The sequence below is a fragment of the Marinospirillum minutulum DSM 6287 genome, assembly GCF_000422325.1.
GTDB lineage: Bacteria > Pseudomonadota > Gammaproteobacteria > Pseudomonadales > Halomonadaceae > Marinospirillum > Marinospirillum minutulum.
Map to the genome: position 1 here is coordinate 727421 of NZ_KE383818.1, position 14442 is coordinate 741862.

Consider the following 14442-nt stretch of genomic DNA (forward strand, 5'->3'; position numbering starts at 1 on the left):
TTGTACAAGACTAATTATTTAGGAGGGGGCAATGGATAACGTTTTTTTACGACCTAAACTGGTTGGCAAGCGTTTTGCTGCCCATACAGTACCGCTTGACCTGCTAAAAGACTTTTCAGCTTTTGAAGAAATGCTATTAGAAATTGCTAAGCGTAATTACTTTGCAGAGTTTCCTGACCGTAAAAGACTACCCAAAGGCTTTGGTAAAAATATTTCAATCAACCTAGCAGCTGTTGATGAAGGTAGCGCAATTTTAGCCTTAACTCTAAGTAGCCATTTGGCAACGGCTGCGTTAGTGCCATCAATAGAAGAAGTGTATTTTAATCAAGCTAAAGACACAGTGATTGAAACAATAGCACTTGTAGAGCAGGGTAAGGATGTTTTATTAGACCCTGTTCTTTTACGGTATTTTGATCGTTTTGGACGTAGCTTAAGAGATGATGAAAGCATTGAGTTTTCTTTATCAGAAGGTAAAGCAACACTTAACCATAAAACTCGTAAAAAACTATTAGAAATTTCAAAAGTTAAAAGCTGGAGTGAAGATTTAACTTTAAAAGGTTATGTTTCAGCAGTTGATAAAAACAATCAAACCTTCGATCTGGAATTAATAAGTACTTATAAAATTAAATCTAGCTATTTAGAACAATATCAAAATACTATTTTAGAAGCTTTTGATGGGTATGAAAACAAAGCCTTAATAGAAGTGAAAGGTGTAGCTATTTTAGATAGAGCCAACTCAATTAAAACCTTTGAAACTTTAGAGCAAGTAACATTATTAGACCCGTTAGATATAGACGCAAGGCTTGAAGAACTAAGCTTGCTAAACAATGGTTGGCTAAATGGTAAAGGTAAAGCTTTAGACAAAGATGAAGCTAAACGTTTTAGTGAGAGCTTTTACAGTTTTTATGATGACAGTTTACCATTACCTTATTTATACCCAACGGCAGAAGGTGGTCTACAAGCTGAATGGCTTATAAAGGATTGGGATATAAGCTTAGAAATTGAATTATCGAATTTATCAGCTGAACTTCATGCCTTAAACTTACAAAGTGATGAAGAAAAAGAGCTTAACCTTAATCTTGCAGAGCACAATGACTGGCAAACACTGAATGAAATGCTAGAAGGCTTTAATAAGGAGCAGGCATGAACAACAACACCTTATTATTACGTCAAATTCATCCAGCATTCATGCAGCAAGACAAAATAACTTCACAAGCATTCCGCCCAACTCCAAAAGATGAAAAACTACTGTCTGTTGATAATGGCGACAAAATAAGCGCTGCAGAAGCTTGGGCAAGATTTATCGAAAACCCACAATGTCAGTCGGCAGGTGTTATGGCAGTTTCTTACCAAGAATGCACCAGTGAAACACTTAACGTCATTGAAGATGGAACACCCTACCCAGAACACTGCTCTATTGATTTTAGTGACTTGTCGAATGGCCAGATTAATAAAAAATCAAAAAAACTTAAGTCCTATGCGGAGAAAAGAGATTGGATTTATAAAAACTAATGAATCAGATGCCCCCATGTCCAAAACCAGTCTTCTTGAAGCGCTTTACACTTATTTACTAATGAATACCACTAAAGCTATTTGCCCAGCGATATCATCATTACCCTAGACTGCCACGTCACATCGCTTCTCGTAGTGAAGCAATCCATAACTAGCCTTGTAATCCCCTTCTACTTAGTTCAATATCTTCAACCTTGCGAAACAACTAAGCGACAAAACCATGGTAAATGATACCCAGCTGCGTATTATGCGCATCTTAGAAAACAACCAAAGCATCACCCAGCGTGAGCTAGCCAAAGAGTTGGGGCTTAGCCTAGGCCGTACTAATTTTCACCTACAAGCCTTAGCAGAAAAAGGCTGGATGAAAATGGGGCGTTTTTGTAAAAGCTCTAATAAAAGAGCTTACCTTTACCAGCTAACCCCCAAAGGCTTAAGAGAAAAGGCTGCTATAACGCTAAACTTCCTACGCCGTAAAGAAGTAGAATACCAACAGCTTTCAGAAGAACTAGAAAAACTACGCCAGCTAGCAGAAGAAGACCAACTAGCAGCTAAATAAACAGCAACACCCATTCAAAACCATATAAAGCAGCACCAGCTCTTAGGGAAAAGCACATATCCTTAGGGCGGTAGCGTGTTTAAGCAAAAATTAACCAATGTAAGCCCTTGTTTTCGTGCCTTTAGTGGATTTAGTGGCAAAACCATTCTTAGTTATTTAACTACCCAAGTTTTCTGTGCTCTTTAACGGACTAAAAATGAAATACATCTGCTCAGCTACAATAAAAACCCTACCTGAACAGCCTGAAGAATGGCTAGGCTATTTAGCTAAAATTCTACAGCTAAACCCTGCACAAACAGACTGCATAAACCAAGCGGAAGTTTTTCAAGACAAAGACGGCCAACACATCCAGGCCAGTCGTTTTTTTCGTACCGCTTTCAATGCTTTCTACCATTTAAGAAACACCAAAGCCCTTGATATTCAGCTAAGCCCAAGCTTTCAAATTAAAGACATTTCAGTACGCTTTACCCGTTACGAAAACACAGTGTTCTTCTTCTTTTTAATAGAAACACCCAAAGCACCAGCCAGTGACCAAGAACTAAACCAACAGCAAGATGAACTGCTAGAACTCCTTAATAACAACTTCTCCGAATACCTAAGCTTTGACTTTCATGTAACCGCCAAAGTAGAACAGTTTAAAGAGCTACTACGCTATCAGTCCATCACCCCAGTATATGACTTAGGCGAAGAAGCCAGCCAAAACCTACTCGATAGCTACGTTAACCAACATCAAGGCGAAGGCTATATAAGACACTACAAAATTGCCTACTCTACAGCCACAGCCAGAAAACACACCAGCGAAGGCAACTCTAGCTTTGTGCGCGAACAACGCTCCATACTCGCCCTAACCACCCAGTTAGAAAGCCTACAAGATGGTCAAAACCCAGATACCCAACGCAGTCAGTTTTACAATATTATTCAAACCGAAGCGGCCTTCTTTTCACGCACCCGCGCCCTAGAAGAAAGCCTAAAAAGCACTTATGAACGCATCGATTTTTTAAGCGACTTGGTTGATATTATGCAAGAGCAATGGGTGAAAATACGCTCACTATTTTCTATTTCACCCAAGTTTTCATTAGTCAACCGCAGTCACACTTCGCACCTATTTTTTAACCTGCTAGAAGTAAATGCGCAAATAACCGCTTTAGAAAGCCAAATTACTACCCGGTTAGATAAAGAATTTGGCTCCATGCAAGAACGCTACGAACGCCTTCACTTTAACGCCAGCAACGCCCAAACCGGCGAACAGGAATATTTTAAAAGTATTCACCAGCTAGTACTAAAAAGCTTTGAAGCCTACAACGAACGCATGAAAGTCGTTAGCAACTCCATTGCACGTTTAGACAAAGGTATTTCACAACTGCGCGAAGACTTTGACTCCAACACCAACGTCATAGTACAAATGCTGATGTTCCTCTTCTCAGTGGTTATGGTACTTTGGGGTCTATTTGTATTCCTAGCTGACAAAGGCACAGGCGTAACCCCTTATGCATTTTCCTTCCCACTGTTAACTGGCGTAGGAGTCGCATCACTGGTAGGTATTTTTATCGCCTATATGGTGGTGGCCAATGTGTACGCCAACCGCTCCGCTAAAATAATGGAAAACACCGTGCACAAAGGCATAGAACACTGCTTAATAGGCTGCCCAAAAACACCCGCCCTAGTAGATGAAATAGTCGAACGTTATGTAAATACCACCGGCCCACAACGCAGAGCTAGCACTTGGCATAAATTTAAAATACGCAATAATGATTCTGCAAAAAAATCACTGACTTACCTATTTAAAATGACTCAATGCCTAGAAGTATTTAACACCCTATTACCAGCAGTTGCCCTAGAAATGTACTCAAGCGAAAAGGGTAAAGAAGGCTTACAGAAAATAAGTTCAAAGCTGGAAGGTGGCTTATGAATAAACTAATAACCCTCTCAAACAAAAAAAAAATTCAGTCAAATATTAATGAAATTATCCTAACTGCTGCATCTAGACAAAACCTAGTTTTAGAACACAGTTGCCGAACTGGACGATGCGGAGTATGCAAAGCTAGTGTGCTCAGCGGCGATACGAAAGCAATCAAAGAGGAAGTGTCGTTAACAGATGATGAAAAAGAAAAAGGACTCATTCTAACTTGCTGTCGAACTGCCATAACTGACATAACACTGGATATAGAAGATCAGGCAGAATTAGCAAACATAGAAATAAAAACACTACCTTGTAGAGTTAATAAAATAACCAAGCTTAATAATGACGTTTTAGAAGTAACATTGCGAACACCACCTAATAACACTTTAGAATATTTACCAGGGCAATATATTGATGTGATTGGTGCAAAGGGTTTAAGGCGTAGCTACTCAATTGCCAATGCTCCAAGAAACGATAAAAAGATAATTTTAAATATACGAAAAGTTGAAAATGGTGAAATGAGTGACTATTGGTTTAACCAAGCCAAGGTAAATGATCTTTTACGTTTAGAAGGCCCCTTAGGTACTTTTTATTTACGAGATAAAGCTGCACAAAACCTTATTTTAATTGCTACAGGTACAGGAATAGCCCCCATTAAAGCCATTTTAGAAAAACTTGAACAATACGAAACACAACAGTTCAAGAATATTTACTTAATATGGGGCGGTCGTACTCAGCAAGATATCTATTGGCAACCAGTTTTTAAAAATCTCCTGCTAAAGTTTATCCCTGTGCTATCAAGGGCAGAAGACTCATGGCAAGGTGAAAAAGGTTATGTTCAAGAAATTGTATTAAGAAATTCAATTAATTTAACAGAAAGTATTGTTTATGCATGCGGTTCAGATAGGATGACTCAGTCTGCAAAACTGCTTTTAACACAAAATGGCTTAAACGAAAAAGACTTTTATTCAGATGCTTTTGTAAGCAGCAACTAATTAAGGAATAACAATGAAAGCAGTTATTTTAGCCGGTGGTTTAGGTACGCGACTAAGTGAAGAAACCAGTACACGTCCCAAGCCAATGGTCGAAATTGGTGGTAAGCCAATTTTATGGCATATCATGAAAATGTACTCTTCACATGGCATTAATGATTTTATTATTTGTTGTGGTTACAAAGGCTATGTAATTAAAGAGTATTTTGCTAACTATTTTTTACACATGTCTGATATCACCTTTGATATGCAAAATAATACCATGGAAGTACACAATAAGCGTGCTGAACCTTGGAAAGTAACACTTGTTGATACAGGTGAAAAATCCATGACAGGTGGTCGATTAGGTCGAGTTGCTGAACATATTAAAAATGAAGAAGATTTTTGTTTTACTTATGGTGATGGTGTAGGTGATATAAATATTTCAGAAAGTATAAAGTTTCATCAAAATCATGGCAAATCAGCTACCTTAACAGCTACTTATCCACCCGGTCGTTTTGGTGCTTTAGATATTAAGTCAGGCAAAGTAAATAGCTTTAAAGAAAAGCCCAAGGGTGATGGAGCTATGATTAACGGTGGATTCTTTGTACTTAAACCTGCGGTTTTAGATTATATAACCGATGACAGCACCATTTGGGAACAAGAACCTTTAATGAACCTAGCCAAAGATAATGAGTTAATGGCATTTGAGCACCAAGGCTTTTGGCAACCAATGGATACCCTTCACGATAAAAACCTGTTAGAAAACCTATGGGAAACTAACCAAGCACCTTGGAAAACATGGGAATAAAACCAATGGTTGATGCAAAGTTTTGGCAAGATAAGCGTGTTTATCTAACAGGCCATACAGGTTTTAAAGGAAGCTGGTTAGCACTTTGGTTAGCGAAAATGGGAGCAACAGTGAAAGGTTATGCTCTTACCTCACCAACTAAACCCAGTCTATTTGAGCAAGCCAAAGTTAGTGAGTTAATAGAGTCTGAAATAGGCGATATACGTAATTTAGATCAAATCACCGCCTCCATACAGAATTTTAATCCTGATATTTTAATTCACATGGCTGCGCAACCTTTAGTGCGCTTGTCTTACAAAGAGCCTTTAGAAACCTATGAAACTAACGTCATGGGTACTGCCAAAGTGTTAGAAGCCGCAAAAGGCTGCAAAAACCTAAAAGCCATTGTCAACGTAACCACCGATAAGTGCTATGAAAACAAAGAATGGGTTTGGGGTTACCGTGAAGATGAACCTATGGGTGGTTATGACCCTTACTCCAGCTCTAAAGGCTGTTCAGAGTTAGTAACTTCAGCTTACCGCCGTTCATTTATGCAAGAGCTAGGCGTTGGCTTAGCAAGCGCAAGAGCAGGTAATGTGATTGGTGGTGGTGACTGGGCAGAAGATAGGTTGATCCCCGATATACTAAAAGCCTTTGAAAACAACCAACCAGTCATTATTCGTAACCCAGCCTCAACACGCCCTTGGCAGCACGTATTAGAGCCTTTATCGGGTTACTTAATTTTAGCGCAACACCTTTACCAAAACCCACAAGCCTATGCAGAAGGCTGGAATTTTGGGCCTAATGAAGACGACGCTAAGCCTGTTGATTGGATTCTAAACCACATGGTTGCCAACTGGCCCGGTACGAGTTGGCAGTTAGATACCAATGCTCACCCCCATGAAGCAGGTTATTTAAAGTTAGATATCTCTAAAGCTAAAGCCAGATTGAACTGGCAACCCACTTGGCATCTAGAAAATACCCTCGCCAGAATTATTAAATGGCACCAAGCTTGGCTTAATAAAGAAGAAATGCAGCAAGCTTGCCTTACTGAAATTAATGAATTTATGAGTGACTTTAACCATGCAGACCACTGATTCCCTAAGAAAACAAATTTCTGAACTTGTCGAGCAGTACGCTGAATTACAGTACCAAGAAACACCTTTTGAACCAGGTAAAACAGTTGTACCACCATCTGGTAAAGTTATTGGTGCAACTGAACTACAGTACATGGTTGAAGCATCTCTGGATGGCTGGCTAACCACAGGTCGCTTTAACGCCGAATTTGAGAAAAAGCTGGCTGAGTTTATCGGTGTAAAACACCTGATCACGGTTAACTCAGGTTCATCCGCTAACCTGGTTGCCTTTAGCACGCTGACCTCTCCTAAACTGGGCGAGCGCTCCATTAAAAAAGGTGATGAAGTAATCGGTGTGGCGGCGGGTTTCCCGACCACCGTTAATCCTATTGTACAGTTTGGTGCCGTACCGGTATTTGTTGATGTGGATATGCAAACCCACAACATTAACGCCGACCTAATTGAAGCTGCGATTACGCCAAAAACCAAAGCCATTATGCTGGCTCATACACTGGGTAACCCTTTTAATCTGGAAAAAGTTAAAGCGATCTGTGAAAAGCACAACCTTTGGCTGGTAGAAGATTGCTGTGATGCACTAGGTGCAACCTTTAACGGCAAAATGGTCGGTACTTGGGGGGATATCGCTACCCTAAGCTTCTACCCTGCACACCATATCACCATGGGTGAAGGCGGCGCTGTATTTACCAACAACCCAACCCTTAAAGTGATTGCTGAATCCTTCCGTGATTGGGGGCGTGACTGCTACTGTGCCCCAGGTTGTGATGACACCTGTGGTAACCGTTTTGGTCAACAGTTTGGCACCTTGCCCCAGGGGTATGACCATAAATATGTTTACGCACATCTAGGTTACAACTTAAAAATCACCGACATGCAGGCAGCTTGTGGCTTAGCACAGCTAGAGCGCGCTCCAGAGTTTATTACCACCCGTAAGCGTAACTACCAACTACTGAAAGATCGTTTGTCTAGCCTATCAGAGTTTTTAGAAGTGGCAGAAGCAACTCCAAACAGTGATCCTTCCTGGTTTGGCTTCCCGGTAACCCTAAAAGAAGAAAGTGGTGTGCAGCGCGTTGACCTGCTTAAATATCTGGATCAGCACAAAATCGGCACCCGTTTACTGTTTGCCGGTAACCTGATACGCCAGCCTTATTTCAAAGATGTTGAATACCGAATTGTAGGTAACTTAATCAATACCGACCGCACCATGAACCAAACCTTCTGGCTGGGTGTTCAGCCATCACTGGGTGAAGAGCATTTTGATTTTGTAGCTGAGAAGCTAGAAGAGTTTTTTGGTATAGGTTTTTAATTATGAAGGCGTCAGATGCAGTTGCAAAAGTTTTAGCTGAAAACAATGTGACTTATGGTTTTGAACTAATTGGCGGAATGATTACCCATCTCGTTGATAGCATTAATCAATTAGGAGTGACTAAACTGATATCTATGCATCATGAACAAGGTGCAGCATTTGCAGCAGGCGCCATTGCAAGGGCAACTAAAAATAGACAGCTTGGTGTAGCCTTGGGTACAAGCGGTCCAGGAGCAACTAATCTTATTACTGGTATAGCAGATTGTTGGCTCGACAGTCATCCTTGTATCTTTATAACCGGTCAAGTAAATACACATGAACTGAAAGGCGACCTAGCTGTTCGCCAACAAGGCTTCCAAGAATTAGATAGTGTTAGTTTAGTTAGTAGCATTACTAAATATGCAGTTCAGGTAACAGACCCCAATCAGCTTGTTAATGAGCTTAAAAAAGCGATTAAGATAGCTTTAGAGGGTAGACCTGGACCTGTACTACTTGATATTCCGATGGATGTTCAACGAGCAGAGATTAATATCTTAAATGAACAGTGCCTAAAAGTAGAAGAAAACAGACAAGTTGATACTAAATATGACCATATAATCGAAAACATTGTCTCTGAAATTAATAAAGCAACTAAGCCATTAATTTTGATTGGTGGGGGAGCTGTAAACTGTAGGCTTTTTGATGAATGGCTTTCTATTATTATTGATAAAAAAATACCATATGTCAGCAGTTTAAAAGGTTCAGAGAAGACGACGAACTCAGACTGTTATATGGGAATGCTTGGTGCATACGGAACACGAATAGCAAATTATGCTGTTCAGAATTGCGATTTACTGTTGGTTTTAGGTAGTCGACTTGATGTTAGACAAACAGGCGCTAACCCTGATGTATTTGCAAATAATGCAAAGATAATTCAAATTGATCTAGACGATTCACAGCTTAATAATAGAGTGAAATGTGATTCTTATCACATGAACATAAGTTATTTTTTTGATTCTTTTGAAAAAAATATAGCTCAATATAACGAAAAGTTAGATTGGATAGATGATTTAAAATTAAGAAAAGAGAAGCTATTTGTCGATGAGTACGAAGAATGGAAAATCAGTCCTTATCAATTATTTGGTACTCTGAATAAGGCATTCTCAGGTCATGAATTTGAGTGCGTTGCTGATGTGGGCAACAACCAAATGTGGACTGCTCATACTTTAAAGCTAGAAAAAGGTCAGCATTGCCATCATTCTGGTGGATTAGGTGCAATGGGCTTTGCTTTACCTACAGGAATAGGTCTTCACTATCCAGAAAAAAAGTCTGTTGTAGTTATAACTGGTGACGGAGGGCTACAGCTTAATATTCAAGAGCTAGATATTATAGCAAGAGAGAAATTGCCCATTTTAACCTTAGTGTTAAATAACCAATCATTGGGGATGGTTAGAGGCTTTCAAGAATTGTACTTTGAAGGCCGGAATACATCAACATACTGGGGTGGTTATAGCTGTGATTTTCTAAAGATTGCAGAAGGATATAATGTTGACTCAATAAGAGTTGAGAGTATAGATGACTTTGAATCTGAGCTAAAAGATTTTATAAAAAATCCTAGACCAAAACTGATTGAAGTATGCATGCCTGATGCAAGAGAGTGTAGGCCTCGCCTAGAGTTTGGCAATGTACTAGATAATCAATCGCCAATTATGGATATCTGAGAATATGAACATCGCAATCCTAGGTGCAACGAGCCAGATAGCAAAAGATCTCATTATCTCATTTTCGGAGAGTGATAGTAATTATAAGTTATGGATGTTTTCAAGATCACCTGTAAGGGTAAAAGAGCAATTTGATGCACTTAAAAAATTAATAGAATATCCTAATTTAAGTTATGAAGATTTTGATAATCAAGATAAATACGATGTAGTGATTAATTTCGTAGGCGTAGGTGATCCTGCTAAAGCAAAAAGCATGGGCAGCCGCATATTTGAAATCACAGAAATATATGATAATTTGGCGTTAGATTACCTTAAAGTAAACCCAAACTGTAAGTACATTTTTTTAAGTAGTGGGGCAGTTTACGGTGATAACTTCGATAGACCTGTAGATGCATCGTCAAAAAGTGTGGTTGATATTAATAATTTGAGTGCTAAAGATTGGTATTCAATTGCCAAAATTTACGCAGAAGCAAAACATCGAGCATTAAGTGATTTTGCTATCACGGATATTCGTGTTTTTAACTACTTTAGTCATACTCAAGATGTGACTGCAGGTTTTTTTATTACAGATGCAGTTATGGCAATCAATAATAAAACGACTTTAAAAACTGCAGAGTATGAAATGGTTAGGGATTATATTGCACCATATGATTTTTTTAACTTAGTTTTATGTGTCATTTTGAAAGATGAGAAATCAAACTGGGCAGTCGATTGCTACTCTAAAATACCAGCTAAAAAATCTGAAATTCTTAGTGTACTTCAGATGGAGTTTGGTCTTAATTATGAATTTGTTACTGGCTCAGGTATTAACGCCACGGGTATGAAATTAAATTATTACTCAGAAAATAAGCGGGCAAGTAAAATTGGCTATGAACCAAGCCTAACTTCTATTGAAAGTATAGTAAAGGAGATCAGCTTTGCTACCAATTGAAGAATTTTCAATTATTGTTGATAAAACTCCATTGGTTTCTATTGATCTACTGGTTTCATATCAAAATAGGTATCTTTTGGGTAAGAGAAGTAATGCACCTGCACAAGGTTTTTGGTTTGTTCCAGGTGGTAGAATATTTAAGAATGAAAAAATTGATGATGCTTTGGGAAGGATTGCTAAGAAAGAAATTGGTATTGACCTGAAAGAACAAGAAACTGATTTTTTAGGTATCTATGAACATTTCTATAATAATAGTTTTTGTTCATCAGAGATAACGACTCACTATGTTGTTGCTGCATATCATATTATAAAAGAAATCGACATAAAAAGTTTGCCAAATAATGAGCATGAGTCTTACAAACAATTTGAAGTAAATGAAATACTAAACAACGAATATGTTCATCAATATACAAAAAACTACTTTAGGAGTTATCATCGGTGAAAAAGGCACTTATAACCGGAGTTACCGGTCAAGACGGTTCTTATTTGGCAGAATTACTGCTTGAAAAAGGGTATCAGGTTCATGGTATTAAGCGCCGTGCTTCCTCTTTTAATACCCAGCGGGTAGATCACATCTATCAAGATCCACATGTTGATAACCAAAACTTTATTCTGCATTACGGTGATTTAACGGATTCTTCTAACCTGACCCGTATCTTGCAAGAGGTTCAGCCAGATGAGGTCTACAACCTTGGAGCTCAGTCTCATGTTGCTGTTTCCTTTGAATCCCCTGAATATACTGCAGATGTGGATGCTATGGGGACATTACGTATTCTTGAGGCGATCCGTTTGTTAGGTTTAGAGAAAAAAACAAGGTTTTATCAGGCATCTACGTCTGAGCTATATGGCTTGGTTCAAGAAACCCCACAGAAAGAAACTACACCGTTTTACCCACGCTCGCCTTATGCAGTAGCTAAACTTTATGCATATTGGATTACTGTAAATTACCGAGAATCATATGGTATGTTTGCCTGTAACGGTACCCTGTTTAATCATGAGTCACCACGTCGTGGAGAAACTTTTGTTACCCGTAAAATTACCCGTGGACTTGCTAATATTGCACAAGGTTTAGAAACTTGTATTTATATGGGTAATTTAGATGCGCTCAGAGATTGGGGGCATGCGAAGGACTATGTGCGTATGCAATGGTTGATGTTGCAGCAAGATAAACCAGAAGATTTTGTAATTGCAACAGGTGTGCAGCATTCTGTTCGTCAATTTATTGATTGGTCTGCCAAAGAGCTAGGCATAACCTTGCGTTTTGAAGGAAAAGGCTTAGATGAACAGGCAATTGTTGAGAAAATTGAAGGTGGTTGTGCTCCTGCAGTTAAAGTGGGTGATGTACTTGTACGTATAGATCCGCGTTACTTCCGCCCTGCAGAAGTTGAATCTCTATTGGGTGATCCTAGTCTTGCTAAAGCTAAGTTAGGCTGGGAGCCAGAAATTACTGTGCAAGAAATGTGTGCAGAAATGGTAGCGGAAGACCTTAAAGTAGCTCAACGTCATGCTCTATTGAAGCAGCATGGTCATGAAATTCCTGTATCGGTTGAAAGTTAATGAACCAACGTATTTTACTTACTGGCTCTAATGGGATGGTTGGTAAAAACATCCTTGAACATCCTAAGTCTAAGGAATATGAATTTTTAACTCCTAGTAGCCAAGAGCTTAACCTGCTTGATCAGAAACAGGTTAGACAGTATTTGCTACTGCATAAACCAGATATGATCATTCACGCGGCGGGACGTGTTGGCGGTATCCAGGCAAATATGAAAAACCCAGTCGCATTTTTATCAGAAAATATGCAAATGGGTCTGAACCTTATTTCGTCAGCTTATGATTTGGGTGTTAAGAGCTTGATGAATATGAGCAGCTCTTGTATGTACCCCAGAGATGCTGTCAATCCTCTAAAGGAAGAGATGATTTTGCAAGGTGAGCTGGAGCCTACCAATGAGGGTTATGCGTTAGCAAAAATTGCATCAACTCGGCTTTGTGAATACATCACAAGAGAAAACCCAACCTTACAATATAAAACTGTCATACCCTGTAATTTGTACGGTCGCCACGATAAATTTGATCCTTTACACTCCCATATGATTCCGTCCGTTATTCGCAAAATTTCTGAAGCGAAATCTAACGGATACAATAATATTGAAATCTGGGGAGATGGAACAGCCCGACGGGAGTTTATGTATGCAGGAGATCTGGCAGACTTTGTTTTCTTCGCAATGAATAGATTCGGGGAGATGCCACAAAACCTAAATGTCGGACTAGGGTTTGATTACTCTATAAGTGAATATTATAAAGTCATAGCGTCCTCAGTAGGTTTTGGTGGAGGCTTTACATACGATCTTAGTAAGCCGACGGGGATGAAACAAAAGCTGGTTGATAGCAAAAAGCTACATACTTTTGGATGGCAGCATACAACATCCTTAGAGCAGGGTGTTGAGAAAACTTTACAATTCTTCATGGATAAAAAAAATGACTAAATACTCTTTAGCCAGTTCAACTTGGGATGAAAAAGAACTTTCGGCTATCCAAAATGTAATAGATTCTGATATGTACTCAATGGGTAAACATGTCGAAGAATACGAAAAGCAGTTTGCTGATTTTTTTGGTTCCAAATATGCCGTGATGGTAAGTTCAGGCTCAACAGCAAACTTATTAATGATCGCTTCAATGTTTTTTACCAAAAAACCTAAGTTAAAACGAGGTGATGAAGTAATAGTACCTGCAGTATCTTGGTCGACTACATATTTCCCCTTGCAGCAGTACGGGCTTAAAGTAAAGTTCGTAGATATTGATAGGGAAACACTGAACATTGATTTGGATAAGCTAGAAAGCGCTATAACAGATCAAACTAGAGCTATTTTGCTTGTTAATCTCCTAGGTAATCCTAATGACTTTGCTGCTATTAAGTCGTTGGTAGAGGGGCGCGATATTACAATATTAGAAGATAATTGTGAATCTATGGGAGCCACTTTTCAAGGTAAACAAGCAGGTACATTTGGCTTGATGGGCACCTATAGCTCCTTCTTTTCGCATCATATTGCAACTATGGAAGGTGGTTGTATTGTTACAGATGATGAGGAGTTATATCACATACTTCTCTGTATTCGTGCTCATGGCTGGACCCGGAATTTGCCCAAAATCAATCATGTTACAGGTGAGAAAAGTGATGATCCGTTTGATGAGTCATTCAAATTTGTATTGCCTGGCTATAATGTTCGACCTCTAGAGATGAGTGGAGCTATTGGTAAAGAACAGTTAAAGAAACTACCAGGCTTTATTGACGCAAGGCGAGAAAATGCTGCATATTTCCAGTCTTTATTTAAAGATCATCCCCATATTCAAACACAAAAAGAAGTTGGTAAAAGTAGCTGGTTCGGTTTCTCTTTAGTAATTAAAGAGAATGCACCATTTAGTCGTAAAGATCTTGTTAAAGTTCTAAATGATAATGGTATTGAGTGTCGGCCGATTGTGACAGGAAACTTTTTGAAAAATGAAAATGTTCTTAAGTTTTTTGATTATGAGGTCGCGGGAACGGTTGAATGTGCTGAGTTTATAGATTCTAATGGGTTGTTTGTGGGTAATCAGCAAAAGAATATCCAAGGACAGATAAAGTATTTATATGATGTTATCGCTGATATGTGATATTAGTTTGAGTACATTATGTACCCCAATT

General features: G+C 38.9%; 14 protein-coding genes. All 14 read left to right on the forward strand.

Translation table 11 applies throughout. The annotated features are described in order from the left end of the window. Positions 1–31: 31 nt before the first annotated feature. A complete protein-coding gene (locus H571_RS15260) occupies positions 32–1147 on the forward strand; it encodes a hypothetical protein (protein WP_051168344.1) in 1116 nt (371 codons plus the stop codon). Then, positions 1144–1512, forward strand: a complete 369-nt coding sequence (locus tag H571_RS0113035; protein ID WP_027849691.1) for a hypothetical protein — start codon at positions 1144–1146, stop codon at positions 1510–1512. The genes H571_RS15260 and H571_RS0113035 overlap by 4 nt, the downstream gene beginning before the upstream one ends. 220 nt (positions 1513–1732) lie before the next feature. Then, positions 1733–2068, forward strand: a complete 336-nt coding sequence (locus H571_RS0113040) for a MarR family EPS-associated transcriptional regulator (RefSeq protein WP_027849692.1) — start codon at positions 1733–1735, stop codon at positions 2066–2068. A gap of 196 nt (positions 2069–2264) precedes the next feature. After that, complete coding sequence (locus H571_RS0113045) at positions 2265–3977, forward strand: hypothetical protein (protein WP_027849693.1); 1713 nt, start codon at positions 2265–2267, stop codon at positions 3975–3977. Then, positions 3974–4963, forward strand: coding sequence for an FAD-binding oxidoreductase (locus tag H571_RS0113050; RefSeq protein ID WP_027849694.1), 990 nt, complete (start codon positions 3974–3976; stop codon positions 4961–4963). Before H571_RS0113045 ends, H571_RS0113050 begins: the two co-directional genes overlap by 4 nt. A gap of 13 nt (positions 4964–4976) precedes the next feature. Continuing rightward, entirely contained in the window at positions 4977–5750 is a 774-nt protein-coding gene (gene rfbF, locus H571_RS0113055) for a glucose-1-phosphate cytidylyltransferase (RefSeq protein WP_027849695.1), read from the forward strand. Between the two features lie 5 nt (positions 5751–5755). Beyond that, on the forward strand, positions 5756–6826 hold the full coding sequence (rfbG, locus tag H571_RS0113060) for a CDP-glucose 4,6-dehydratase (RefSeq protein ID WP_027849696.1): 1071 nt from the start codon (positions 5756–5758) through the stop codon (positions 6824–6826). Then, positions 6813–8129, forward strand: coding sequence for a lipopolysaccharide biosynthesis protein RfbH (rfbH, locus tag H571_RS0113065; RefSeq protein ID WP_027849697.1), 1317 nt, complete (start codon positions 6813–6815; stop codon positions 8127–8129). The genes rfbG and rfbH overlap by 14 nt, the downstream gene beginning before the upstream one ends. Positions 8130–8131: 2 nt before the next feature. Continuing rightward, the gene (locus tag H571_RS0113070) at positions 8132–9829 is read left to right on the forward strand and encodes a thiamine pyrophosphate-binding protein (protein WP_027849698.1); all 1698 of its coding nucleotides are present in this window, start codon (positions 8132–8134) and stop codon (positions 9827–9829) included. Between the two features lie 4 nt (positions 9830–9833). Beyond that, complete coding sequence (locus H571_RS0113075) at positions 9834–10760, forward strand: NAD-dependent epimerase/dehydratase family protein (protein WP_027849699.1); 927 nt, start codon at positions 9834–9836, stop codon at positions 10758–10760. Then, entirely contained in the window at positions 10747–11202 is a 456-nt protein-coding gene (locus H571_RS0113080) for a GDP-mannose mannosyl hydrolase (RefSeq protein WP_027849700.1), read from the forward strand. Before H571_RS0113075 ends, H571_RS0113080 begins: the two co-directional genes overlap by 14 nt. Continuing rightward, the gene (gene gmd, locus H571_RS0113085; RefSeq protein WP_027849701.1) at positions 11199–12317 is read left to right on the forward strand and encodes a GDP-mannose 4,6-dehydratase; all 1119 of its coding nucleotides are present in this window, start codon (positions 11199–11201) and stop codon (positions 12315–12317) included. The genes H571_RS0113080 and gmd overlap by 4 nt, the downstream gene beginning before the upstream one ends. Further along, the gene (locus H571_RS0113090) at positions 12317–13246 is read left to right on the forward strand and encodes a GDP-L-fucose synthase family protein (RefSeq protein ID WP_027849702.1); all 930 of its coding nucleotides are present in this window, start codon (positions 12317–12319) and stop codon (positions 13244–13246) included. The genes gmd and H571_RS0113090 overlap by 1 nt, the downstream gene beginning before the upstream one ends. Further along, complete coding sequence (locus H571_RS0113095; RefSeq protein WP_027849703.1) at positions 13239–14411, forward strand: DegT/DnrJ/EryC1/StrS family aminotransferase; 1173 nt, start codon at positions 13239–13241, stop codon at positions 14409–14411. The genes H571_RS0113090 and H571_RS0113095 overlap by 8 nt, the downstream gene beginning before the upstream one ends. Positions 14412–14442: the final 31 nt, after the last annotated feature.